At 41.8% G+C, this 22,570-nt stretch carries 16 protein-coding genes; 5 read left to right on the top strand and 11 right to left on the bottom strand.

Annotated features, from left to right (window positions below; all coding sequences use genetic code 11):
• Positions 1 to 112 precede the first annotated feature (112 nt).
• The 5 genes from BGP76_RS06140 to BGP76_RS06160 all read left to right on the top strand — a co-directional run bounded on the left by BGP76_RS06140 (position 113) and on the right by BGP76_RS06160 (position 7,367).
• Positions 113 to 1,825, top strand: coding sequence for a hypothetical protein (locus BGP76_RS06140; protein WP_147407388.1), 1,713 nt, complete (start codon positions 113 to 115; stop codon positions 1,823 to 1,825).
• Between the two features lie 21 nt (positions 1,826 to 1,846).
• Entirely contained in the window at positions 1,847 to 3,856 is a 2,010-nt protein-coding gene (locus tag BGP76_RS06145) for a LodA/GoxA family CTQ-dependent oxidase (RefSeq protein WP_119843980.1), read from the top strand.
• Positions 3,857 to 5,197, top strand: coding sequence for an FAD-dependent monooxygenase (locus tag BGP76_RS06150; protein ID WP_119843981.1), 1,341 nt, complete (start codon positions 3,857 to 3,859; stop codon positions 5,195 to 5,197).
• 277 nt (positions 5,198 to 5,474) lie between these two features.
• Positions 5,475 to 6,458: a phosphotransferase gene (locus BGP76_RS06155; RefSeq protein ID WP_119843982.1), complete on the top strand. Its 984-nt coding sequence runs from the start codon at positions 5,475 to 5,477 to the stop codon at positions 6,456 to 6,458.
• A gap of 30 nt (positions 6,459 to 6,488) precedes the next feature.
• Positions 6,489 to 7,367: a 3'(2'),5'-bisphosphate nucleotidase CysQ gene (locus BGP76_RS06160; protein WP_119843983.1), complete on the top strand. Its 879-nt coding sequence runs from the start codon at positions 6,489 to 6,491 to the stop codon at positions 7,365 to 7,367.
• 582 nt (positions 7,368 to 7,949) lie between these two features.
• Here BGP76_RS06160 and BGP76_RS06165 read toward each other — a convergent pair.
• From BGP76_RS06165 to BGP76_RS06215, 11 genes are all read right to left on the bottom strand, one after another.
• The gene (locus BGP76_RS06165) at positions 7,950 to 8,192 is read right to left on the bottom strand and encodes a hypothetical protein (RefSeq protein ID WP_119843984.1); all 243 of its coding nucleotides are present in this window, start codon (positions 8,190 to 8,192) and stop codon (positions 7,950 to 7,952) included.
• Complete coding sequence (locus BGP76_RS06170; protein ID WP_119843985.1) at positions 8,193 to 8,423, bottom strand: hypothetical protein; 231 nt, start codon at positions 8,421 to 8,423, stop codon at positions 8,193 to 8,195.
• Positions 8,424 to 8,683: 260 nt separating this feature from the next.
• Entirely contained in the window at positions 8,684 to 11,206 is a 2,523-nt protein-coding gene (locus BGP76_RS06175; protein ID WP_119843986.1) for a DEAD/DEAH box helicase, read from the bottom strand.
• 396 nt (positions 11,207 to 11,602) lie between these two features.
• Positions 11,603 to 14,683, bottom strand: coding sequence for a type I restriction endonuclease subunit R (locus BGP76_RS06180; RefSeq protein WP_119843987.1), 3,081 nt, complete (start codon positions 14,681 to 14,683; stop codon positions 11,603 to 11,605).
• A gap of 13 nt (positions 14,684 to 14,696) precedes the next feature.
• Entirely contained in the window at positions 14,697 to 15,020 is a 324-nt protein-coding gene (locus BGP76_RS06185; RefSeq protein ID WP_119843988.1) for a hypothetical protein, read from the bottom strand.
• A gap of 53 nt (positions 15,021 to 15,073) precedes the next feature.
• Positions 15,074 to 15,460: a hypothetical protein gene (locus BGP76_RS06190; RefSeq protein ID WP_119843989.1), complete on the bottom strand. Its 387-nt coding sequence runs from the start codon at positions 15,458 to 15,460 to the stop codon at positions 15,074 to 15,076.
• Positions 15,461 to 15,471: 11 nt separating this feature from the next.
• Complete coding sequence (locus tag BGP76_RS06195) at positions 15,472 to 16,725, bottom strand: hypothetical protein (protein WP_147407389.1); 1,254 nt, start codon at positions 16,723 to 16,725, stop codon at positions 15,472 to 15,474.
• Positions 16,683 to 17,225, bottom strand: coding sequence for a hypothetical protein (locus tag BGP76_RS06200; protein ID WP_119843991.1), 543 nt, complete (start codon positions 17,223 to 17,225; stop codon positions 16,683 to 16,685). Before BGP76_RS06200 ends, BGP76_RS06195 begins: the two co-directional genes overlap by 43 nt.
• Before the next feature lie 5 nt (positions 17,226 to 17,230).
• A complete protein-coding gene (locus tag BGP76_RS06205) occupies positions 17,231 to 18,598 on the bottom strand; it encodes a restriction endonuclease subunit S (RefSeq protein ID WP_119843992.1) in 1,368 nt (455 codons plus the stop codon).
• Positions 18,585 to 20,375 carry a DUF262 domain-containing protein gene (locus BGP76_RS06210; RefSeq protein WP_119843993.1) on the bottom strand — a complete coding sequence of 597 codons (1,791 nt, stop codon included), beginning with the start codon at positions 20,373 to 20,375 and terminating at the stop codon, positions 18,585 to 18,587. Before BGP76_RS06210 ends, BGP76_RS06205 begins: the two co-directional genes overlap by 14 nt.
• On the bottom strand, positions 20,375 to 22,570 hold the full coding sequence (locus BGP76_RS06215) for a class I SAM-dependent DNA methyltransferase (protein WP_119843994.1): 2,196 nt from the start codon (positions 22,568 to 22,570) through the stop codon (positions 20,375 to 20,377). The genes BGP76_RS06210 and BGP76_RS06215 overlap by 1 nt, the downstream gene beginning before the upstream one ends.

Below are 22,570 nucleotides of genomic sequence, written 5' to 3' on the forward strand. Positions count from 1 at the left end.
CAAAACCGTTACCTTATATACCTGAATTTAGGGATTACATTTTATGGAGCGAAAGCTGAAATTACAGGTAGTATTAAACTAATACCATCTGAAAACTTCAACCAAACTATGTATGAACTTACCTAGAATTAATTTACCTCAACTGTCTAGGCGGCTACTGACCGTAGCTGCATGTGCAGGCGCTATGACGAGCTGCGTCAATAGCAGTACAACAACATCTCCACTCGAACAAGAGGTCGAGATTCCCTCAGGGATCACAGTCTCCTCAGCGTTGCCCGCTGACTTACCGAGTGGGGCAGCTAACGCCAGCTTGTCAGAAGCCGCCGAGTTCGCGTGGAACGAATTCATAGCACTCAACTGGCCCGCAGTACCTCAGTCAGGACTCGCCAATACCCGAGATACACCTGATACGACTAAATTGTTCGGAGACCAAAGTGAGCCGCTTGTCTGGCATACTTACCGCTCCAAAGTAGAAATCTACCCATGGAACAGTCATTACCCCAACGGAAGCTTTATACAAGGAGACTCATTGGTGTTTGACTATGACGCATTACCAGCGTATTTCTACAAAGACTCTATACCTCCATGTGCGGAAGCGTCTAACCAGACAGCATTGGTCAATCTGGATGAGACCTCACAGATTTCACTCAACTTCATGTTTGCGGGTATCAACCCAGCAGAAGCTACAGCAACTAATTCCTCTCCTCAACTGATTCGTTTTTTAGCCAAAGGCAATCGGTCACACTTTGATTATGTGACGAGCAAAGGCTATTTCAATCACGGAGGGAGTTATTATGATGATGTACAACGATACTCCAATGCCATTGCCAATGACAAAGTAGTCCCAGAGGACAGCATCGTGAGTTTCCCTTCTGGAACTCTCATGGTCAAGGCAGCATGGAGACTCTTGACTACCAAGGATACCCTCAGTCAGTACCATACGACTAAGGTGCGCTACTATGAAAAAAAGGGAGAGGATGCATGCTACTATGAAGATACACAGTGGGGACTGGTAGCGTTACACATTATTCACAAAACACCTACAGCGCCGTATTTTACATTTGCTACATTCGAGCAAAAAGACAACCTACTGACTACAGATGGCAAACCCATCGAAGATGCAGAAGGAAAGGTAATCAATCCTTCTGGCTTTGATACACCTACCACGCCAGAGGTGAAACATACTGACTCGCCTAGTACGGGTACCACCACTACTGTCAACGGGCCTTTCTGTGATGACAATGATGATAGACTGTTCTATCTCAATACAGCCGATGGGCTGCCTTCGTCTGGCAACAGCCAACAAGGTATATGTGTCAACAGTCGCTATCATGATATCCCAGAGACAATCATAGCCGCCAACACAAGTGCCCATCAGGCCATCGCGTCGTATGATGCTGCCAATGGCATCTCTAATTCCCCTTGGCGTCATTACAAGTTGGTCAATATTCAGTATCAGCCTTTTGATACGACTGCCATCGATACCGCAAATAAACCAGCAGCTACTTACTATCAGGCCAATATCGTCGTAGAGACCAACTATACCTTGCAGAAGTTTGGTGGACGCCAAATTGCCAATGGCAATGAGGCAGGGCAAACTTCCAACTATGGACCAGATGGGCAGCCGTTTTACAATGTACACTTGCCAGCGGGTACGCAGTACACGCAGTTCAACATGGGCGGATGTATGGGATGTCATGGCAATGCCCAAGTGGCAGGTGCTGACTTTAGTTTTATCCTCAGAGGCGGGCCTGTACTAGAACCAGATGTCCCAGAGATAGATGCAGAGAACCTAGCCGCTCTCAAAGCGAAATACCGTTTTTAATCAACCTAAACATCATCATTCATGTCTACAAAATATAAAATACACCCTGCGATTGGTATTGCCAGAGTAGGGGATAGCGAATCTTATTATATAGCACCATCTACTGCTGGAGCACTACCTACTGAATACTCTACACCGCCTCCAGCAGGCGTACACTTTAGAGATGCCAGTGACAAGCTACTCAGACAGGCCGCTAAATTTCAAGTCTATGCTTACGAGTCTGGAAACGCTGAAGGTACTGTGGTCACAGCGGGAACCAATGGCATCAAAGCCATCAAATGGACTGCTTGGATTGCCAATAAGAAATCAAGTTGGTTTCAGTTCATGCAGCAGACTGGGTCTGGTATGGGACCTTATGTCCCGGGTACAGAAGTTCCATCACCCACTAGTGCACCTTATGTCTACAAAAATGATTTGGGCTATCAGGCCAACAATGCCAACAACCCCTACGTACCCAATGCCTCAATAGCTATTACCAACCCCGGTCAACCACCGGCCATTCCTACAGATAACACGAAACCTACCAATCCTTTGCGGTTCAACCTGAGCTTGAACACCTCTAATGATCCTAATACCATGGCAGACGCTAGTCGTCAACCCTTGATTTTGGATCCTGGACCTATTACGCTGACTGGTCCGAGCCAGTCAGGCAACTTTGATTTGAGTCCCTTCACTTACCCGTTCTTATCACAGTTGCAGCCATTTCCTATCAGTACTTTAGGATCTGCACAGACCAACGCTACAGGAGACCTCATCGTGCTAGGAGGATTTGGCAACTCAGGCACGACCAATCCAGGAGGTCCCGTGATCTCAGCTTATGCCAACAACGAAGGATGGTTCGATGACATAGCAGATGGCCCTGTGACAGCAGTATTGGTTATGGACGATGGGAGTGAAGTCCCCGTTGATGCTTCGGCATGGGTCAGTGTAGGCCCACCAGCTTATGCACCCGAAATCCTCAATCAGGTCAACCTATACGATGATATGTATGACATCTTCGTCAGAGAGCTCAACTATGACCCAAGCCTGTTTGCCAATGGTGAATTCCAGACCTCTTATGTGCCGAACTACTTTTCGGAGATTCTGCCGATACTAGAGCGTCCAGAGTTCTATCAATACGTAGCGGCGATCCCTAGTCTCGGGACGACCAATCATAGAGCATTGTTAGAAGATGACCCACAGAAATTTGCCTCACTAGCGGTCAAATACCTCAGAGGGCGTGGCACACAAGGTAACCCAGAAGAGGGTCCTGCGGAGAACCAACCGCGACTCATGCCTTTGCTCGCTGGTGACAATCCGATCAGCAACTTCACGGCATCCAAGTTCCTAGGCTTGACTGCCACTCAGTTTTTCTTCCTAACTCAGTTTGCAGATGGCAAAGTGGACAAGACACCACCTACACCTTTGCCAGCAGGGGCTGCATTAGATCGTGCCAACCTAGACAACTGTGTAGGTGGTGCATTCTGTCCCGGAATAGAAATCACTTGGATTACAAGGAATACATCTATGTACAAGCCACTTCCTTTCGGCTATGATGCCTCTGATCTTTTTAGGATACAAACAAAAGATCTAGGACTGCTAGAGCAAGGCAAGCTATCGCTTACCAATGGAGCTGACAACAATTATTCTGCTGGACTAGAACCAGGAGACCTCAGCAAATACATGGCGCAACCTTGGCAGGCAGATTTTAACGAATGTTCTATCCAAAACATCAACCCTTCAGGGCCTAACAAACCTGTGATTAAAAATGCAGCGCTCTACTACTGGTGGTGGCCTGCACAGCGTCCCTATTCCGTCACACCGAAAGGCGCCAAAGAACAAGTGCAGTGGACGAGGGATTTTGTGGACGACTCCAACCAGACCGATGTACAAATGGTGACTTGCTGGAAGTACCTCGGCTTTGTGATGAAGGAAGGTTCATTTCCCGGGGCATTCGAAGTGGAACGTCTGACGAGTAAAATCAAGGCGTACGAGGTGCCGTCACTGTCTGTGGAGAAAGATGAAGTACTAAAGAAAAACCCAGACGAGTAGATGAAATTCCAGGTTATAATAATTGGTGGTGGCTGTGCAGGAGCAGCCACCGCTATTTCATTGCTACAGCAAGGTGTGGAGCATGTAGCGATATTGGAGCGAAGCAATTTTAGCCAAACTAGGGTAGGAGAAACAATCCAGCCACCTACTGCTCAGTTGATCATGGCACTAGAGGCTTGGGAGGATTTTACAGCAGTAGGGCATTTGGATGCGTTAGGTTCTGCATCAGTATGGGGTACGGACACGGTCTCTTACAAGGATTTTATGAACAGTACACACGGGCGCGGTTGGCATCTCGAAAGAAATGCCTTTGATAAAATGCTATTGGGTATCGCTGAACGCAAAGGAGTTACTGTATTTAGAACGACTGCCTTTCTTTCCTCTCAGAGAGAAAACAGCCAATGGCAGCTCTCCTGTCTGCGACATACTGGAGAGACGCTGACATTAGAGTCAGACTTTGTGGTAGATGCCACAGGTAGGGCGATCTCATTTGCCAAGCGGCAGGGGGCAGAGAAAGTTCTATTTGATGACCTGCACAGTGTGTACAGTTATTGGCAGCAGCCTGAGAATGACCGTGAGCGTTTTGATAGTACTTACACTTTGGTAGAAGCTGTCCCCGATGGTTGGTGGTATTCGGCACTATTACCCAATCATCAAATAGTAGTAGCCTTCATGACTGATAAAACGATCTTGAAAGACGAACAACTCAAAGACCGTGACAGTTTTATGACACAATTACAGTTAGCAACACATACGGCCAAGCGTATGCAGCACTGTCAAATGTCTCATGCTCCCAAGGTGGCAGTGGCCAACTCCTATGTGCTGGATGAGATAACGGGAGACGGGTGGTTGGCAGTAGGTGACAGTGCCTCGGCCTATGACCCTTTGTCATCCTATGGGATACACAAGGCCTTGGACGCTGGGTTGAAAGCAGGTACAACGATTGCCAGTCATTTGAAAGGAGATCCCGATAGCCTGACAGTGTATAGTCAGGAAGTGGTTAGCGAATTTGAAGACTTCATCCCGATGCGGTCGTCCTATTATCAGATGGAAAAACGGTGGGAAAATCTTCCATTCTGGAAGAGTAGACAGACCTGGGCAGGGATACATCCCATGGCCAAACTAAAAGCTGCCGACGAGCCTACCGGTACGAGACGGATCAACAGAATCTTACCCGACCGCAAGTTGAAAGAATTGTGTGAACTCTGTACGACCACCCAAAAAGCGCATGAGTTGGTACAGGCATTTCAAACACAAACGCAGGCGCAATATCCCGACTGGCGCGTGATCAAAGCAGTGTCCTATCTCCAGCAGCACAATATGCTTCAGCAGATCTCATAGATGTGATGAAGGGTAGTAAAGACGAATGTTCCACAGCAATAGTATACTTTACGCAACAGAATATATAGTACTAAACAACAGTGAGTTATACAACACCTTAAACCATCACTAGATGTTGGAGGTAGTGATGGTTTATAGAAGAAATCTATGAGCTTGAGTTCGATTCTAAAAAAGGCTCAATAGCAGTTTTTGTTCTTTTAGAATTTCATTCTCCACCAAACTCATGGTGCTTTCAGTTCATAGTGGTTTAGTTTTGAGGCAAGACAATTCCGCGTAGATGACAGAGCATATCCAGCAACAAATCCTAGAACATACCCAAAGCCAGTCCGTGGTTCACAGCGAACGGATCCAATCGCTATGGAGTGGTTATGGTCAGATCATTCGCTGTAGATTAGCAGGAGGGAAGCGCCCCAGTGTAGTGGTCAAGCACGTCCAACTGCCCGACCAAAACCATCATCCCAGAGGATGGAATACAGATACTTCGCATCAGCGAAAACTCAAATCCTACGAAGTAGAAATGAACTGGTATGCATCACGTGCGCAACACTGCGACGTACACAGTCGAGTCCCAGCGCATATCTACAGCTGGCAACAAGAAGGAGAGATACTCATAATCCTAGAAGATCTAAACACTGCTGGATATCCTAGTCGTAGGTCAAATCTTGCCTTACCTGAAATCAAAACTTGCCTCAGTTGGCTGGCACATTTTCATGCGCGACACATGGGAGAGCAGGCGCCCGAACTATGGCCTATAGGTACGTATTGGCACCTGGATACCAGACCTGACGAATGGTACGTCATGCAAAACCAAGCACTCAAATCTGCAGCGAAAGCCATCGATACACGACTAAACGAAGCGACGTACCAGACGCTAGTACATGGAGATGCCAAGCTGGCCAACTTCTGTTTTTCTGAAGATGGAACGCAAGTCGCAGCGGTGGATTTTCAATACATCGGTCGGGGGTGTGGCATGAAAGACGTAGCATATTTCCTCAGCAGTTGCCTGACCGAATCAGCGTGCGAAACGCTAGAGTCAGAACTATTGTCATACTACTTTGAGGTCTTGAGTACTGCTTGTAACGAGTATAAGTTAAAGCTTAACACACAGCTACTTACCAAGGAATGGACAGGTCTCTACAGATACGCATGGGCAGATTTCTACAGGTTCTTAGACGGATGGAGTCCTGGCCATTACAAGATGAACCACTACAGTCAGCGCATCACCGAACAAGTCCTCAGTGAGTTGAAAGAACAAGCCTAAAATCTAACATCTAAACCCTAGTCTACATCTATGAAAGCCGCTGACCTTAAAACGCTCGCACAACTCGCTGAACAAGCTGCCGCTATCGCAGCAGACTTTATCCGCCAGTACAGCCACGGTGACATCACTGTAGAACTTAAATCGGGCATGAGTAGCAAAGCTTCAGAAGTCGTCACATGGGTCGATCTACAATGCCAGGCACTGATCTTAAACCATCTACAGGAGAGCATCGCACACTATGATTTAGGGTTGCTCACCGAGGAGTTGCCAGACGATGGATCACGCTTAACCAAGGATTATTTCTGGTGTATCGACCCCTTAGATGGTACACTAGCCTTTACCGAACGCAGACCTGGCTATGCGGTCAGTATCGCACTTGTGAGTCGTACAGGTGTACCCATGATCGGTGTAGTACACGAGCCAATCACCGACCAGCGTATCGTCGCAGTTCGGGGACAGGGCGTACAGTCATCTTTAGAACGTACCCTCGATAGCCAAGCAACCCCTGATCAACTCGTATGCTGTCTGGATCATGTCATGGCAGAGCATCCGCGCTACGCTGCGCTGCGTACGATGCTAGACGAGCTCACACAGTCTCAGGCACTGACTGATACCAGATATATCTCCGGAGCTGGCGCAGTACTACAGGCATGCCAAGCGTCACTGCATGAGCATGCGGTATTCTTTAAGATTCCCAAAGTGGCACAAGGCGGTGGCTGTATCTGGGACTATGCCGCTACAGCTTGTATTTTTGAAGAGCTAGGCTATCACGTAACAGATCTATATGGAGCAGCACTGCAACTCAATAATCCTAAGTCGCTGTATATGAATCACTGTGGCGTACTGTACAGCAGCCGAAAAGAACTCGCACGGGACATCATAGATTGGTTTCAATCCATCGAGAGGTGAGTCCTTGGAATACTCTATTTAACATAATATTAATTATATAACACTTATAGCATTTTACGCCCAGGCCGTTAGGCATGGTTAATATAAGATCAGTTATCACATCTTTAGTGTGATAACTGATCTTATGTTAAAGTGAAATGCGGCCTCTATAACTGAATCTATTATGTTGGATATAATTCTATATTATGATAACCAGCAAAGCTGGACTTTGACGTGCACGTTTATGATTTCAAATACGCCATTCTCAGGCGTTAAGAATTTTGCCTGCGATACACTTGCTTGCCAACGCTCTGTTTGGCTCACAGCACAGCCCTTGAATAAACCTCGTCATTGCGAGGAACCTTTGCGAAGCATTGGTGACGTGGCAATCTCCTTGCTACTGGCAGAATAGCTCACAGGTCTTCTGTCTTTCATCTGTGTTCACGGTGACGCTTAAGCCGCTGGGCTTTTACTTTTTTCATTGATAAAAAAGTAAACAAAAAATCTAGGCAAAATAATCACTCCCAACACACAACCAACCGCGCCCTCGGTATTTTGCCTTGCCTGCCCGCCTGGACGGCATAGACTCTACTTAACATAAAGTTATGTCAACATAACTTTATCAGGTTCTATAAATTTAAATAGATGGCTATACTGCTTTCCTGATTTGGTATTTGGGTGAGTTCGTAATCTGATTTGTTCAGGTGGTGCAAATTCACCTGACTTCTTTCTGTAAAGATTTCTGTCAGCAATCTCTCGACTTATTTCTTCTAGACTGGCAGTCCTATCATCTTTAGAAAGTAAAATGATTGCAATTGCTTCATGAAGTTTCAACAAATTTTCCATTTATGACCATATTTTGTTAACCATTGCCTCAAATCCATACTTCTCTACAAACTCCTTCATAGAATGCTGTTTCAAATTGATTCCATATTCGGTATTCTTGACAGCTGAATCTGTAAATAATTGATTTGGCTCATTCCAAACTGTACTCGGAAACAAATACTTGGTAGGCTTCTCATCATCTACAAACAACACAAGACCAATCCAAAGATCATCTCTTAATCCTCTTTCCAAATCAGATTTTCTGATGAAAGCATAATTCGTTTTGTCAATATTAATCTGATGACATAGGATTTCAAACTCTTGCTCCCCTACTCGATTGATTACCTTAAAATGTGCTCCTGTAATCTTCCCCTAGTTTGAATTACATGATGACTTTCAGACAGCAAGAAACCAGTTTTCAAAATGGCCTCAGCTAGCTAAGCTAGCTGAGAAAGTGGGCGGAGTTGAGACCAATTGTTCATTTCTTATTACCAACAATTCCAATAATAGTCTTAACCCCTCTTTGACCTTATTGGTCTTAAGTAAGTAGCTCTAAATGCTGTTGGCGTTAATTTATGGGCGGCTAATAGATTTATCATTTCTTGATTTATTATTGATAATCCTCCAGAACTAACTATTCCATCCACAAATCCTTTGATATTTCCTTTTAATAAACTCAACGAGGTTTCATCGATTACAACCGTATTTTCACTTGGATTTACATTCCACCCTTTAAAATTGGGAGGTTGAAGAGTTACCAAATTAAACTTTGCTGAATTGCCATATAATTTTTTGAACCATTCTCCGGATTGCAGTAATTGACCAATATTCTCTCTGGTGATTTCTTCATGAATTGCTCTTGATTTTGCCTCTAAAATAAGAAAATGATTATCAGTCATTGCCCAAAGTACATCTGGACCATTCCCAAATTCCATTTCAGGTTCTTGTGCATGGTAACCTATAAACCTTCCAAGTTCCGCCAATGAATTTTCAAATTTTGTATGTGGTATGTCAGGGCTGAATTGTAAATCTCCGAGCAGTTTATCAATACCAATTTCCAAGTCTTGAGAGTTTTCAAACTTTTTTAAAAATGCAAGAACTTGGCCTGCTTGTTCTTCACCCCCAACTATTTTAGTATAATAATGACCGTTTTTTGGTTGCAGCATATGAGGTGCCATACCTGATGCTTTAATTTGCAAATCATTCGATTTAGGCACATTGAATTGATAAAGATATCCTGCCGCTTTTTCAAAATACCATGCCTTCTGCTTATGATTCAGATTTAGACTACCAGAATCGATTATATCTTTTAAAATTATATCAGATGCTCCTTGGTAATCTCTACTCCTGAACTTTAGAATAGCATTTAGTTCTATATTAGCAATTTCTAAGTTCTTCGCTATTCTGCTTTCACTTAAATCATCCTTGTCGATACTTGAAAGTATATCAGAATGATACTTTCTCCAACTCTCGTCTTGGTCTAAGCAAAGGCTTGCAGTCTCTTGTATTGTATTTAGTGAATTAGATTTTGATTCATCTTCCAACAATGAGAGCCCCAACGTTAGTTGCTTTTTAGTGACTGGTGTAAAATATTGTAAGTTAGAAGTATTGCCTACAAATTGGAGAAGATCTTGCCCCATTAGATAAACCACACAATAGTCGCTTCCAGACCTTACAGCTCTACCCAGTCCTTGCTCAATTATTTGAGCTTTCAAAGAAGACTTAATTGTTTCAAGCCTGATCTCTTTATACACTTGCTCATAGGATGAAAATGACGGATAACCATCTAGAATTAATACCCTACACATATCTCCGTTTAGGTCTACTCCATCATATCTGTTAACCAAGACGTAAAACAAGCCATGCTTTCCTCTTAAATCTTCAATTTTCTCATTAATAGTCTCGTTTTGAACTATTTGTGCACCTATCTCTTGCCAACGGGTGGCTCGTTCTGATGAAGGAACCATTACCATCACGTTAATTCCACCTTCAGAATATTTTTTGGCTAAATCCATTATTTGCTCATCCGCTATTCTTGAATCAAATCTTTGCGGAGCTAAAATCAATCTTTGTCCTACATCCTTTCTGTCTTTAGGAATCAGTGCATTTTCAATACTATCCTTATCAATACCTAAATCCTTTATCAAGTCAATTTGATCTTCAAATGTTGCTGAAAGTATATATCTATGCTTTGCTTCATTAAAAGCTCTCACATTATGATATGGTACATAACTTGGAGCTATTTCAATCCCTTGAGGGCCTATAAGACATTCATAGCTAGATAGATCATCAGCTATTAACCCCCATTTAAATTTAAGTTCATCGTATTCACTGAACTCCCCTATTAAATCAATTAATTCCTGAATTCTTGTTAACCATGCCCAGTAAGGTACTTTTAAGATTTTAGCATATGGGTCACCATCAATGAGCCTGTTATAGGTTCCCGGAGCTTGGTACTTTAATTCGTCCTGAAATAGCATTAGTAACCTATCACAGAGTGAATGACCAAAAGGAATATTAATTGTTGTAGCCGATCTCGCAATATCTAAACACACATGTGAGTCATCTAGAACAATAGATCCAACTTCGATATTATCCCTTTCAAAGATTGACCTGGAATTAAAAAGCCTCTGGAAGGTGCAAAGCAAAATACTTTTTGAATTAAGAAAATCACTAGGAAAAATATTTCCTGCCTGCTGAATTTCACAAACCGGTATTCCATACAACTCTGCTTGAGTTTTTGCCTGTTCTAGCAACTGCTTATCCGGACATAAGTATAGACTACTACCCACTCCTTCAACCATTTTTGAGTATAGCATCAATAAACTAACAAGCGTTTTGCCTGAGCCAGTATTCATTTTGCATAAAACATCTCTTTGATCCCGAACAGCATGCCATGATGTTAAAACTTCCTCTTGAATTCCTCTTAAATATGAGTATCCTTCTTTGTGAAAAAGTGATTGGTAAAGAGCGATAGGTTCAGTTTCTAGTAGGGACTGATTTGACTCTTCCAGTTTCTTTTTAAATATGTTCATTTGGTTAGTGGCTTGGGAATTAAATAAATGTGAAAATACGATTATTTAAAGCTATTAAATAGATCCTAATATGTAACTGATTGGATAATAATTTCCGCACACATTTGCCATTCCCTCAACCGTCCCTGCAGTCCAAAAATGTCAAAAGAGTGCTCGTGTCTGCCAAGAAATGAAGTGACTGCTTTTAAGGACGAAAAAAGGCCTTTACGCTAAACTATTAACCCCGCCCCTGAACCCAAGCTATATTAACATAACACGGGACATTATATAACAATCACCAGACATGGTTATCTATCTGATTCGATATCGCGCTAATGCGTCTTTATTTCTAGGCATGTCAATTTGTTCCTAAAAGTGCTCTCATTATTTCCTTATCATAGTATATGAAACTATGTATTAACTTTTGCTCTTTCTTGGTTTAGCCCAAATTAGATCAAAGATGAATTCTTGATACCGACTCCTAAACGCGTCATCATCAGCATACTTCTTGTAGATACTGGTATTGGTGAACATCATACCTTGCATAATGGCTTTTACGAGATTATTAGATTCTTCCCTGGCATTCGCTTTATCTGAGTTTAGAATTGAAAGCAAACCATGTTGATCATTTTCTAATCGATCTGGAATGTCTTTAGTAAGCACTTTTTCTGCTTCATTGGCATCAACACCATCACCCCAATCTATATCTCCAAATCTGCGATTGAAAGAATTAACGATTCTTTCCAGGGTATCAAATTCGGATTCTGGTCGTCCACCACCTATCTGGACAGGGATTGGATCAACCATACCGGCTTCATCTTCCATGACGATATTAGTCTTATCTATGATCCGGCTGGTTCGATAGCTATCCATATCGATCACTTCAAGAATATTTTCCTCATCTTTTTCTTCTTCGATCATTAGGTGCGGAATGAGATGCTTAAGTGTCAGCCACAACATCTCCCAGTAGAAATCTTTGAAATCGATGATTCTGGACAAGTAGCTATATGTTCTTACAAAGGACTTTGCATTGGCTTTGAACTCAATCTGTTGATCTTTGATCAATTCCTCGTTAAAGTTTCGCTCTATCTCTGAAATGATGCTATCCAAACGATCACGACCCGTAGCTTCATCATAGTAATCTTCAAAGAACTCCTGAATCAGCTCCAGATCATAAATTTGTACTTCATCCAGCTTTTCTTGAAGATCATTGAGCTTGTTTGGATCAGTTTCTCGGCTAAGGATTGTGGTGGTGTAATACGGTTGAAATGCCTTTTGAATGTCTTCTACATCATTGAAGAAATCCAGCACGAAGGTCTCACGCTTAGCTGGTTTTTTTGCTCGATTGAGTCTTGATAATGTCTGAACTGCCTGTACATCAGAAAGCTGCTTGTCCACGTACATGGTGTGAAGTAACGGTTGATCAAATCCGGTTTGGTACTTGTCCGCTACAATCAGAAAACGATATTCGTCTTTGTTGAATTGCTTAGGTATATCATTCAGATTATCAGGGAATTGATTCATCCTCTCTTCCGTTAGCTCCTCTCCTGTTTTCCAGTGCTTCTTTTTACCGGAGAATGCTACAATCGCTTTGTATGGAGCATTTATCTCTTTCAAATATTGATCAAACGCTTCCTTGTATTTCATGGTAGACTCGATGGACTTACACACAATCATGGCCTTAGCTTTGTTTTCAATTCTCGTGCGAACATGCTTCATGAAATGATCGATCATAATCCTTGATTTCTCAGCAATGGCTAGTTCATGACCCTCGACAAATGAACGGATTTTCTTATTGGCTTGCTTTGTTTCAAACTGCTCCTCTCCTGTGGCCTCATCGTCTTGTTTGACTTTGTAAAAGGATTTCCAAGTTGTATAGTTCTTTAGTACATCGAGTATAAACTCTTCCTCGATGGCCTGTTTCATGCTGTAGGTATGGAAAGGCATGTATTTGAAATGCTCTTCTCCGTGCTCATCCCTATAAGGTTGTTTGGTGCCGAAGGTTTCCAACGTTTTATTCTTAGGAGTAGCTGTAAACGCATAATAACTGGCATTGGGTAGCATTTTACGACCTTCAACTAAATGATTCAGTAAATCTTCGGTGCTTATTTTACCATCTTCATCTCTAGGTATTTCATCTGCATTAATGTCTGCAAATAACGCATTTAAGCTAGCAGCCGCTTCTCCACTTTGGCTGCTATGTGCTTCGTCAATCAAGATAGCCACCTTTTTACTTGACATATCTTGTACAGTCTTGAGTACAAACGGGAAAGTTTGAACCGTACAAGTAATGATTTTCTTGTTGTTGGCAAGCGCCAATCGCATGTGAGTGGTTTTGCTGAATGAATCCTCTTCAGGATCTAAGGCTTTGATGTCTCTTGCTTCTCCTGTGATGGCTTCTACTACTTTCTTAACTTGCGCAAAAGCTTTGATATTTTTTCTCAATTGCTCATCCAGTACTTTCCGATCAGTGACTACTACAATGCTGTCAAATAATGGTGTGGTGTTGGATTGATCGTATAGCGAAACCAGCTGCAAGGCTAACCATGTGATGGAGTTTGATTTGCCTGATCCTGCCGAGTGTTGAATGAGGTAGCGAACTCCTACTCCATTGTTTTTACTGTCTTGAAGCAACTGTTTCACGGAAGTCAGCTGATGATATCTTGGGAATATCTGAATGCGTTTGACCTTTCCAGTTTCCTGATCTTTTTCTTCAACAAGCGTAGCGAACTTCTCAATAATATTACTGAGACTGGATTTTGAAAGTACTTCCTCCCAAAGGTAAGCTGTTTTCAAGCCATTCGGGTTTACAGGATTCCCAGCTCCAAAAGGGGCAAATGGTTTTCCTTCATTCTGCCCTTTGTTGAAAGGGAAAAAAGCAGTGTTTTTATGAGCCAAAGAACCAGCCATATAAATCTGTGTGGTATCTGCCGCAAAATGCACCATACATCTACCTAAATTAAAGATCTTGTCTTTGGGATTTCGATCATACATGTATTGCTTGATCGCATTTTGGACAGCCTGATGTGTAAAAGCATTCTTTAGCTCCATCGTAATGATGGGTAGACCATTTAGGAAGATCGTTAGATCAAGTCTATTTTTGTTGTTATCTGTATAAACCAGTTCTTCAGTGGCAGAGAAGATATTCGCATCATATTTGGCTTTGTCTTTTACATTATAAGCCGAATTCGGTTCTGGGTAGAAAAGGTAGATGGTTTTGTCATTGTACTTCAATCCCTTGCGAAGCACTTCAATGATACCTTTTTCCTGAATGCGTTTATCAAGTCTGACCAAGAACGAACGTTCTCCTTTTTGCTGAATGTAATTGAAAGTAGCTAGTTGGGTCTTTTCTAGAAAGTCCATTAACTGATCCTTATTAATACAAAACTCTCTATCAAAGTCATTGGACATGGAAGTTTCATAGCATTGATCTTCGACAAGTGCTTTTACGATAAGTTTTTGAAATGCTTTTTCAGATGTATCCGTAGGTTGTTTCATGCGCTTCTTTGGTTTAGGATTGGTTTAAAACTTTACTTGCTATCATCAACGCCAATATGGGGGAACGCTCTCTCCCAACAGCTTTATCTAGCATTTCGGTTTTTATATCATCGCCATTTTTCACGGTCTCAAATACGTTGATCAAGGTTGAGGTGTCATAGACAGAAGGACTTTTCCGATCTACTCCTGACATACAAATTGTCTTACCATCCATCCAAGATGTATATTCCTTTTTGTCTCGTACACTGAAACATGATTGACCAGAACTGACAAAATCGACTAGTTTATGATAAAAAATATCGAAGCTTATAATCTCAGGGTTTAGCGTTCTACTCATAGTATTAGGAGTTAAAGGTTAGGTCTCATCATGCAGTAAAGTAAGCCTTCATATCAATCGATGATCATTTCATTTGATTCCATACAATCCTCAGATAAATTCTCGATGAGCTGCACTAAACTTTCTTTAGTTTGCTGAGGTGATTTTGAAAGTAGTCTCATCTGCTCGATAGATTCTTGACACTTTTTGTTTGCACCGGATGTACTAGTTGGTTTGACAAACAATTCAACCACACTAAACCCTCCTACGATCACCACAAAAATGATAGAGACATAAGTAAACTTATGTATTGATTTTAGAATGCTTTCCCTTGCTTCATCCTCCCTTTTCTGCTCTGCTTTGAGTAAAAAGTAACTCATCAACAAGACAAGAAACGCGAAACCTGAAAGGCCTACTTTCAGAATATTTACGATTTGATCATCTAAAAACCAGTTGTCCATGGTATCATAGTTTAGTTAGGTTGACAAGAAAAGGAATTTTCATCCCAGTAGTTGGTTTCCCATCCTACCGTGACTCCAGCTGGAAGAAGTTCTAACACTTCATCCGGCACATCACCATCAGATTTCTCATAGGCACTTGCATATATCTGAATCAGCTGAACGATGGCTCTTGAAGTGTTGCCACACATTTTTACCGCCCATTCATTTTCTCTTTCATTGCTTCTCAATACAGCAGTAATCATCATCATTCTGATCATCGGATATAAATATCCTGAGATATAACTTGTTTCCACTGGCTGATCATAACTTAACATCGTCAAGTCAAACCCTGACAATACTGGAAAAGCCAGCAGGTCTATGGTTGATTTTCTTATCGCTGTTTGCAATGAAGAGCTACTAACCTTTCTGCGCGTATTGCTATCGACTAATTGTAGAAATCTGAAGCCAGATTTGTCTGCATTGATTTCATTTTTATCAGAATTGACGATAAATGGATCTAGCAGTCTTTTGTATTGTTGTAGAGAGTAGAAAGTGTTGAAGAGACCAGACTCTTCCATTTCACTTGGTGTAGTGATCATCTGCGAATTATCATTGAAATGGAACAACTCATGTCCAATAACAAAACTCACCAAGTTGTCAATAGTTACTCTATAGATGGGGGCAGCCGTAGCGAACAAATCACTATGTGGCTTATCTCCCTCCCAAAAATCATTTTCTGTGTAATGTATTTCTTCAACCAATTTCACCAGTTGATCCATTTCGGAATTTGAAAAACCTAAATAGCTTTGGACTTTGTTTTGGAGGGTTTCCAATTGATCATAGTGAAAATATAGCTTTGCTTTCGCCAATCGGTAGGCGTCAATCCAATCCAGTTGACAACAACTTGACAGCAAGACTTCTGATCCTAAGGTTCGTTTAGATTGAATGGTCAATACCCCTGCAGACCAATAGGATGCTTCGACCATCATGGCCATCGCTTCTTCACGTCCATATACTGCATCAGGACTACCATAAAAAGTAGATGAAGGTATCTCCTGGCACTCAATAAATCGAATATCATTTCTAAAATTGGGGTCTAATGTCCCCATGAATCTATTGATGCTCTTTCTAATAGCTGTTTGATATTCGATGTTCACAAAATCAGAAGCATGACAAAAGCCTACCCTTAATTCTTGTCCCCAGGATAGGTTGAGGTTTGACATGATTAGTAGAGATGTACAGATTATTCTACCGAGCATCCCATACTTTCGGCTAGGTCGTCCCATAGTTGTGAAATTTTGTAGGTGGTATAATATTCTTCTATTGTTTCTATTTCTAATCGTTCGCCGGTCAGCGTGTAATAGTTCAACCAGGAACGAGCATAGGTACCATCAGGCTTACTGAGATACTTAATTTCAAAAAGGCCGTTGTAGTCTGGTAACCAAAATTTGAGTGTTAATTCATTCTCTTTGAGAACATCCTTGGCTGGAATCAAATCGTAATCTTTTTGCCATTTGATTCCTGTCGCTCGTATCTCTTTGGGACAAGGCCTGAGGTCAGGATAAACAAGCGTAGAAAATGACCGGACCAGTTCTAATCCCCCACCACTCCATGCCTCAGCCTCTGTGGAGTCAGAGTCCAAGCTATTGACAGTCGTTATGCCCAACATGATGGTAGGTGCTCCATCAGGTATTTTGGGGGGTGCTGTCAGTGTATCGCTCTGGGCATAACCAGACAGTGAATAAAATGAGACAAAAGTAAAAAAAAGGTAGGTGGCGTTTTTCATAATGCTTATTTGTAGGTTTCAGTAGGTTCAGCAGCCAGTGACAAGTTCTCAGGGGTAGATCCAAAAGCATTCCACCCCCTCACATCGATCTTACCCGCAACTGCATCACTGATGAGGCTCTGCTGGTATTCTCTGATCAAAGCAATTTCTTTTTCCGCTTGAGATATGGATCGATCAATTTCATGTGACTTTACGTTCACAAATTCCAGTATCAACTTTTGTTCTTTTTTCGGGGGCTGCGTGACTGGTAATATGGAATACTTATCAGCTCCAATATTTTGAATAGTTGCCTGATTGAATATACTATCCTTCCACTTTTCGTAAACTCCTGACTTTGTATATGTATATAGGTAGTCAGAAAATAATTTTTCATTTACCTCTGCTTTGATTAAATACCCCGCAAAGCAAGCTTGACCTCCATAATCCTTGAACTGGAAGGTTTTACCAACCGTACCACCACTTCGAGCAAAAAGAATATCCCCTTCCTTAAGAAGATATTCTGCGGCAACTTTGGGAAGCAGTGATTTGAAAGTGTCCTTTTTTAATTTTCCATCATTTCCAAAGTCTGTAATTCGTATATATCTAGGGTACTCTTTATTATCTAATTCTGCACTTTCATTAGCTCCATATTTCAATTTGCACTTAAGCAAATATTTCAACTTCTTCACATCCCAATGTTTCGGAATCTCTCCCAGCCACTCAATGCCTGAGTCCTTCATCTCCACATTGGGGTCTAATCCTTTAGTGACTGCCTGGTTGATGATGGCGGTTTTGAGCTCTTTGAGCAAGGCGATGGTTTTCTCCTTTAGCGCAATAAAGGCTTTGATCTCTGCTGTCTTGCGATCCAGAAATTGGGCAATGGCTGTTTGTTCTGGTTTGGGGGGAAGGGGTAAAAATATCTGCCCAAACTCATCGAAGTATAACCTGAGGCGCATATCCATGATACCCTTTGAATACCTTTTTAGTTCATTACGTATTGTGATATTTCTGAACAAATAGTTGTAGAATATTGGTTCAATATCTATTCTTTTTCTCAAAATGTCATATGCAGGGCTTGTAACGCCTTCGTAATCAGATATTCCAATTGCTCCCATCCAAGCAAGCAACTTATTTACAATAATGTCACCCTTTTTTACCTTCCAATAATTATCAGTTGTTGAAGCCTTATTTCCTCGTTCTTCAAGCTCCCTCCGTGGCTTGACACCAATATCCGTATACACTGAAAGTAACTCTTCATTATTATTCTTTGGAGCTGGCTCAGTAATTAGTTTAAAGATTGTCTTTGTTCTCTGTGCTTTCCAATTTTCGGGTATATCTCCCAACCAATCAGCACCAGAATCCTTATATGCAGGGTAGGATTTATAGTTGCTCATAGTACTGCTTTATTTTCTTAGCCATGAGTTGTCTTCTTTCCTTTAGAAAGTCCTCATACTGGCTATAATCGGCTTGCATAATTGAGACAGGAATATCATTAATTACCAGGTTCTCTTTCAAAGTTTCCTCTGAATCAATACTACTGATGTCACGAACGCCCTGTGTTATTTGCTCTTTTACCCTAGCCATGTAATCCTGGGGTGGCATCATACCTACCTTGATATTGGTCGCTTGTTCGGTATACACGAAGTTGGCCACCTGATTGTACAACCGTGGCGCATAGTTGTGCTTATTCAGGTACTTTTTCGGGAATATATGGTGAACATCTCCCCGCTGCTCAATCAAACTACTGATCTTCATGTCTTTGGCAAGAAAAGCGGTGGCATTTCCATTGCATTGCGCTGCGAGGTACACATTGTAGGCATTGTTGTTGATGCTGGACGTTTCCAAATCACTTACTAACCCAAAGTCCCAGAACCCCTGCCCAAGATGTGCCTGTTCCATCTGCTGCAAGTAGGCTTCTATTCCTTTCTCGTTGATTTGCTTGATGTCTTCATCTATGGCTGATTCAGAAGACCCAGAGTAGCGACCAATGAGCAAAGACATCACCAGCCATCGCTTGACAAAGTGCTGAATATCCGTTTCGCTCTTACCATCCTTTCTTAGTTTCAAATACAGTACATAGGCAAAATTGAGGCTGTTCCTAGAGGATATGAGCTTTTGATGAATAAGCCCGCTGGATTTTACCAGCATGATGAACCGCTGATAATTTGTCTGGTTGGTAAAATCATTAAGTCCTTCTGAGAGTGTTTGATAGCTTCGTTCGGCTATTTCATCCTCATAGCTTCGTGTTTCAAAATTTCTACCAGAGAGCAAGGCCACTAAATCACTAAATTTACCCCGGCTAAACTTATAGGTGAAAGATACCCGTAAGACATCAATATAATCTGGCACATAGAGATCATCCGATCCGTTGGCCATCCACTTTAGACCTTTGTAGTATTCATGAGCAGCGAATTCTTTGTCGTTATCGATAATGTGCTTATTGAATTCTTTGTCTACAATCAAACGGCAGAAATAGTCTACCAGCTTGCGCATTTTATTGCCACCATGCTGTTCGTCAGCGGCGATTTTGGACATGACAAAGTCTGCATTACTGAGCACCACTCCCTTTTGGTTGATGCGAATGAATATCTCCGTTACCGTATCAATATCCAGAGAATGATCCAATTCGATTATCCCTACTTGCTTGTTTTTGATACGCTTCAAGTTCTCGATCCGCTCTTCTATCAAATCTTCATCTGCCTCTGGGTTTTCAGTTAGATACTGCTTAATAGCTTTGGTGATGGATATTTCGTCATTGATGATCGGATTGATATTATTGATCCATTCGGGACTGTTCTCATACGCCTTATTGAGTACGTCAAAGGTTTCTGTGAGTGGATTGAATGAAATTCGAATATTGATTTCCTTGTAATTCTTGTTTAGCACACGCTGACCTACTATGGCAGCTGTTAACGCAGTTATGCGTTGCTGTCCGTCGATCAGAACTTTCTTACCTGCCGACAGTTCGCCGTTCTTGAGCTTTACATCTGGATTTCTCCAGGTAATGATATACCCCACCGGAAAGCCTTGATACAAGGAATCAATAAGGTCTCTGACTTTGGCTGATTTCCAAACAAACGGACGCTGTATTTCGGGAATGGCAATTTCACCGGATTTGATCCAGCTAAGTAGGGTTTCTACAGGTTGTTGGTGTACAGAGTATTTTGCCATTATTGTAAGATTTTTTTAAGAAGCCCTTCACTTTCCTTTTCGACCTTTATCAGATCTTTGGTAATCTCCTCCAGGCTTCTAAGTGGTTGGTATTTGTAGAAGTATTTGGTGAATGATATCTCGTATCCAATGGTAGTTTTGGTATAATCAATCCAAGCATCCGGCACATGCGGAGCAACTTCCCTCTCAAAGTATTCATCGATATCTTCAAGTAATGGGACATTTTCAGCGTCTCTCAGATCAGCGTCTGATTCATAGATAATTGTACCGTCCTTTTCGGTTTTTTTAATGACACGCTCAGCCTCTTCATTTTTCCAGCTGACGGCATTGATGATCTGCTTCTTTTCGCTGTTACCTAATTTGAGATCAAGGGATTTCAGTGCCTTATCAATGTCAGGTTTGTATGAATTGAAGTCATGTGATATTGCATCACCAAAATGCGTGAATAGTTTTTGAGCAGCCTCCATAATTGCGCGCTGACCCAACCAGAACTTGGAGTCGAAGAGCTTATTCTTATTGGCTGGGCTTACCTTGATCTCGTTGTTTTCCCAATATTTCAAGATAGCTTCTTTGTGTGGATTGAGATTGGAATAAACCTCTTCTCCCAATCGATCGTAGATGTATTCCATTTCATCTCTCAGTGTCTCCAGGAATCGTAATGAATCAACTTTCTCCTTCGAAAATTGGCAGGACAATCGCAGTGGACGCTCCACTATGATCTTTTGGTAACCAAAACCTGAGTTGTCGAATATTTTGGATTGTTCGGTTTCCTTGAAGTCCAAATAGATATCGGTGATTTGTCGAATATGATATTTGGTTAGTTCATAGGATTTGTTGCCGAGGCTCTTTCGCATCTTCTGGTAGATATCAGAGGCATCTATGAGTTGTACTTTGCCTTTTCTCTGGTCCGGTTTACGATTGTTTAGAATGAAGATGTAAGTGCTGATTCCTGTATTGTAGAACATATTTTTGGGCAAGCCAATAATGCATTCCAGCCAGTCGTTTTCAATCAACCATCTTCGGATATTACTCTCCCCACTACCTGCATCCCCAGTAAACAAAGCAGAGCCATTGTGCACAGAAGCCACACGCGACCCAAGCCCGGTGTTCTTTTTCATCTTATATGCCATATTGCTCAGAAAGAGCAATTGACCATCACTACTTCTAGGCGTACCGACCTGAAATCTCGAATCAAGGATTTTGTTCTTATCCTGTATCGCATCTATATCTATCTTCCAGCTCTTACCATAGGGAGGATTAGAAAGCATAAAGTCAAATTCCTGCCCCATGAAGCCATCATTACCCAAGGTAGAACCGTAGGCAATGTTTTCCGGATCTTCATCCTTAATCAACATGTCTGATGTACAAATGGCATAGGTCTCAGGGTTCACTTCCTGCCCATACAGCACAAACTTCGATTTGTGGTCTGTAATTTTTTCTGCAAAGTGTTCAGCTTCAGTCAGCATACCTCCAGAACCACAGGCAGGATCATAAATTGAATAACGTGCGTGCTCTTTGAGCTTACCCTTAAGCGGCTCAAACATGATGTGTGTCATCAGACGAATAATCTCGCGAGGTGTAAAGTGCTCTCCTGCTTCTTCGTTATTCTCTTCATTGAATTTCCGAATGAGTTCTTCAAAAACATAGCCCATGCCCAAGTTGGTAAGGCCTGGCAGCTTCTCTCCTCTTGAGTTAATGACATCATGTGGACTCAGGTTGATTTCATTGGAAACCAATTTTTCAATCAAAGCAAAAGTGATTCCTGCTTCCCGCATCGTTTCCAACTGATTTCGAATCTTAAACTTGGATATAATCTCCTGCACATTCGGGCTAAAACCATCCAGGTATTCTTCCAAATTGGAATCAATACGATCTGGATCGGACATCAAAGAAACAAATTTGAACTTGGCGTCCGTCAGACTATTCTTCCCCATCGTATATCGAGAGGTATTGTAAAATGGGTAGCCAGAAAACTTTATCAGTGCCGATTTATCATCGATCTTGTTTCCAATCAAAAACTGATCGTTTTCTAAGACTTTTTCTTTCGTTTCTTCGAGCAATACATCTAGCCTTCTTAATACAGTAAAAGGTAAAATGATATCCCTGTACTTACCCCTCACGAATACATCGCGTAGTACGTCATCTGCAATACCCCAGATGTAGCTGATTACCTTATTATGTGATTTGTTGTTCAT

It is taken from the genome of Reichenbachiella sp. MSK19-1, from assembly GCF_003590315.1.
Taxonomy (GTDB): domain Bacteria; phylum Bacteroidota; class Bacteroidia; order Cytophagales; family Cyclobacteriaceae; genus Reichenbachiella; species Reichenbachiella agariperforans.

What these genes read in the sequence shown, in the direction of transcription:
- BGP76_RS06140 (WP_147407388.1), top strand. Translation starts at nt 113, where the DNA reads ATGAACTTACCTAGAATTAATTTACCTCAACTGTCTAGGCGGCTACTG.
- BGP76_RS06145 (WP_119843980.1), top strand. Translation starts at nt 1,847, where the DNA reads ATGTCTACAAAATATAAAATACACCCTGCGATTGGTATTGCCAGAGTA.
- BGP76_RS06150 (WP_119843981.1), top strand. Translation starts at nt 3,857, where the DNA reads ATGAAATTCCAGGTTATAATAATTGGTGGTGGCTGTGCAGGAGCAGCC.
- BGP76_RS06155 (WP_119843982.1), top strand. Translation starts at nt 5,475, where the DNA reads ATGACAGAGCATATCCAGCAACAAATCCTAGAACATACCCAAAGCCAG.
- BGP76_RS06160 (WP_119843983.1), top strand. Translation starts at nt 6,489, where the DNA reads ATGAAAGCCGCTGACCTTAAAACGCTCGCACAACTCGCTGAACAAGCT.
- BGP76_RS06165 (WP_119843984.1), bottom strand. Translation starts at nt 8,192, where the DNA reads ATGGAAAATTTGTTGAAACTTCATGAAGCAATTGCAATCATTTTACTT.
- BGP76_RS06175 (WP_119843986.1), bottom strand. Translation starts at nt 11,206, where the DNA reads ATGAACATATTTAAAAAGAAACTGGAAGAGTCAAATCAGTCCCTACTA.
- BGP76_RS06180 (WP_119843987.1), bottom strand. Translation starts at nt 14,683, where the DNA reads ATGAAACAACCTACGGATACATCTGAAAAAGCATTTCAAAAACTTATC.
- BGP76_RS06185 (WP_119843988.1), bottom strand. Translation starts at nt 15,020, where the DNA reads ATGAGTAGAACGCTAAACCCTGAGATTATAAGCTTCGATATTTTTTAT.
- BGP76_RS06190 (WP_119843989.1), bottom strand. Translation starts at nt 15,460, where the DNA reads ATGGACAACTGGTTTTTAGATGATCAAATCGTAAATATTCTGAAAGTA.
- BGP76_RS06195 (WP_147407389.1), bottom strand. Translation starts at nt 16,725, where the DNA reads ATGGGACGACCTAGCCGAAAGTATGGGATGCTCGGTAGAATAATCTGT.
- BGP76_RS06200 (WP_119843991.1), bottom strand. Translation starts at nt 17,225, where the DNA reads ATGAAAAACGCCACCTACCTTTTTTTTACTTTTGTCTCATTTTATTCA.
- BGP76_RS06205 (WP_119843992.1), bottom strand. Translation starts at nt 18,598, where the DNA reads ATGAGCAACTATAAATCCTACCCTGCATATAAGGATTCTGGTGCTGAT.
- BGP76_RS06210 (WP_119843993.1), bottom strand. Translation starts at nt 20,375, where the DNA reads ATGGCAAAATACTCTGTACACCAACAACCTGTAGAAACCCTACTTAGC.
- BGP76_RS06215 (WP_119843994.1), bottom strand. Translation starts at nt 22,570, where the DNA reads ATGAACAACAAATCACATAATAAGGTAATCAGCTACATCTGGGGTATT.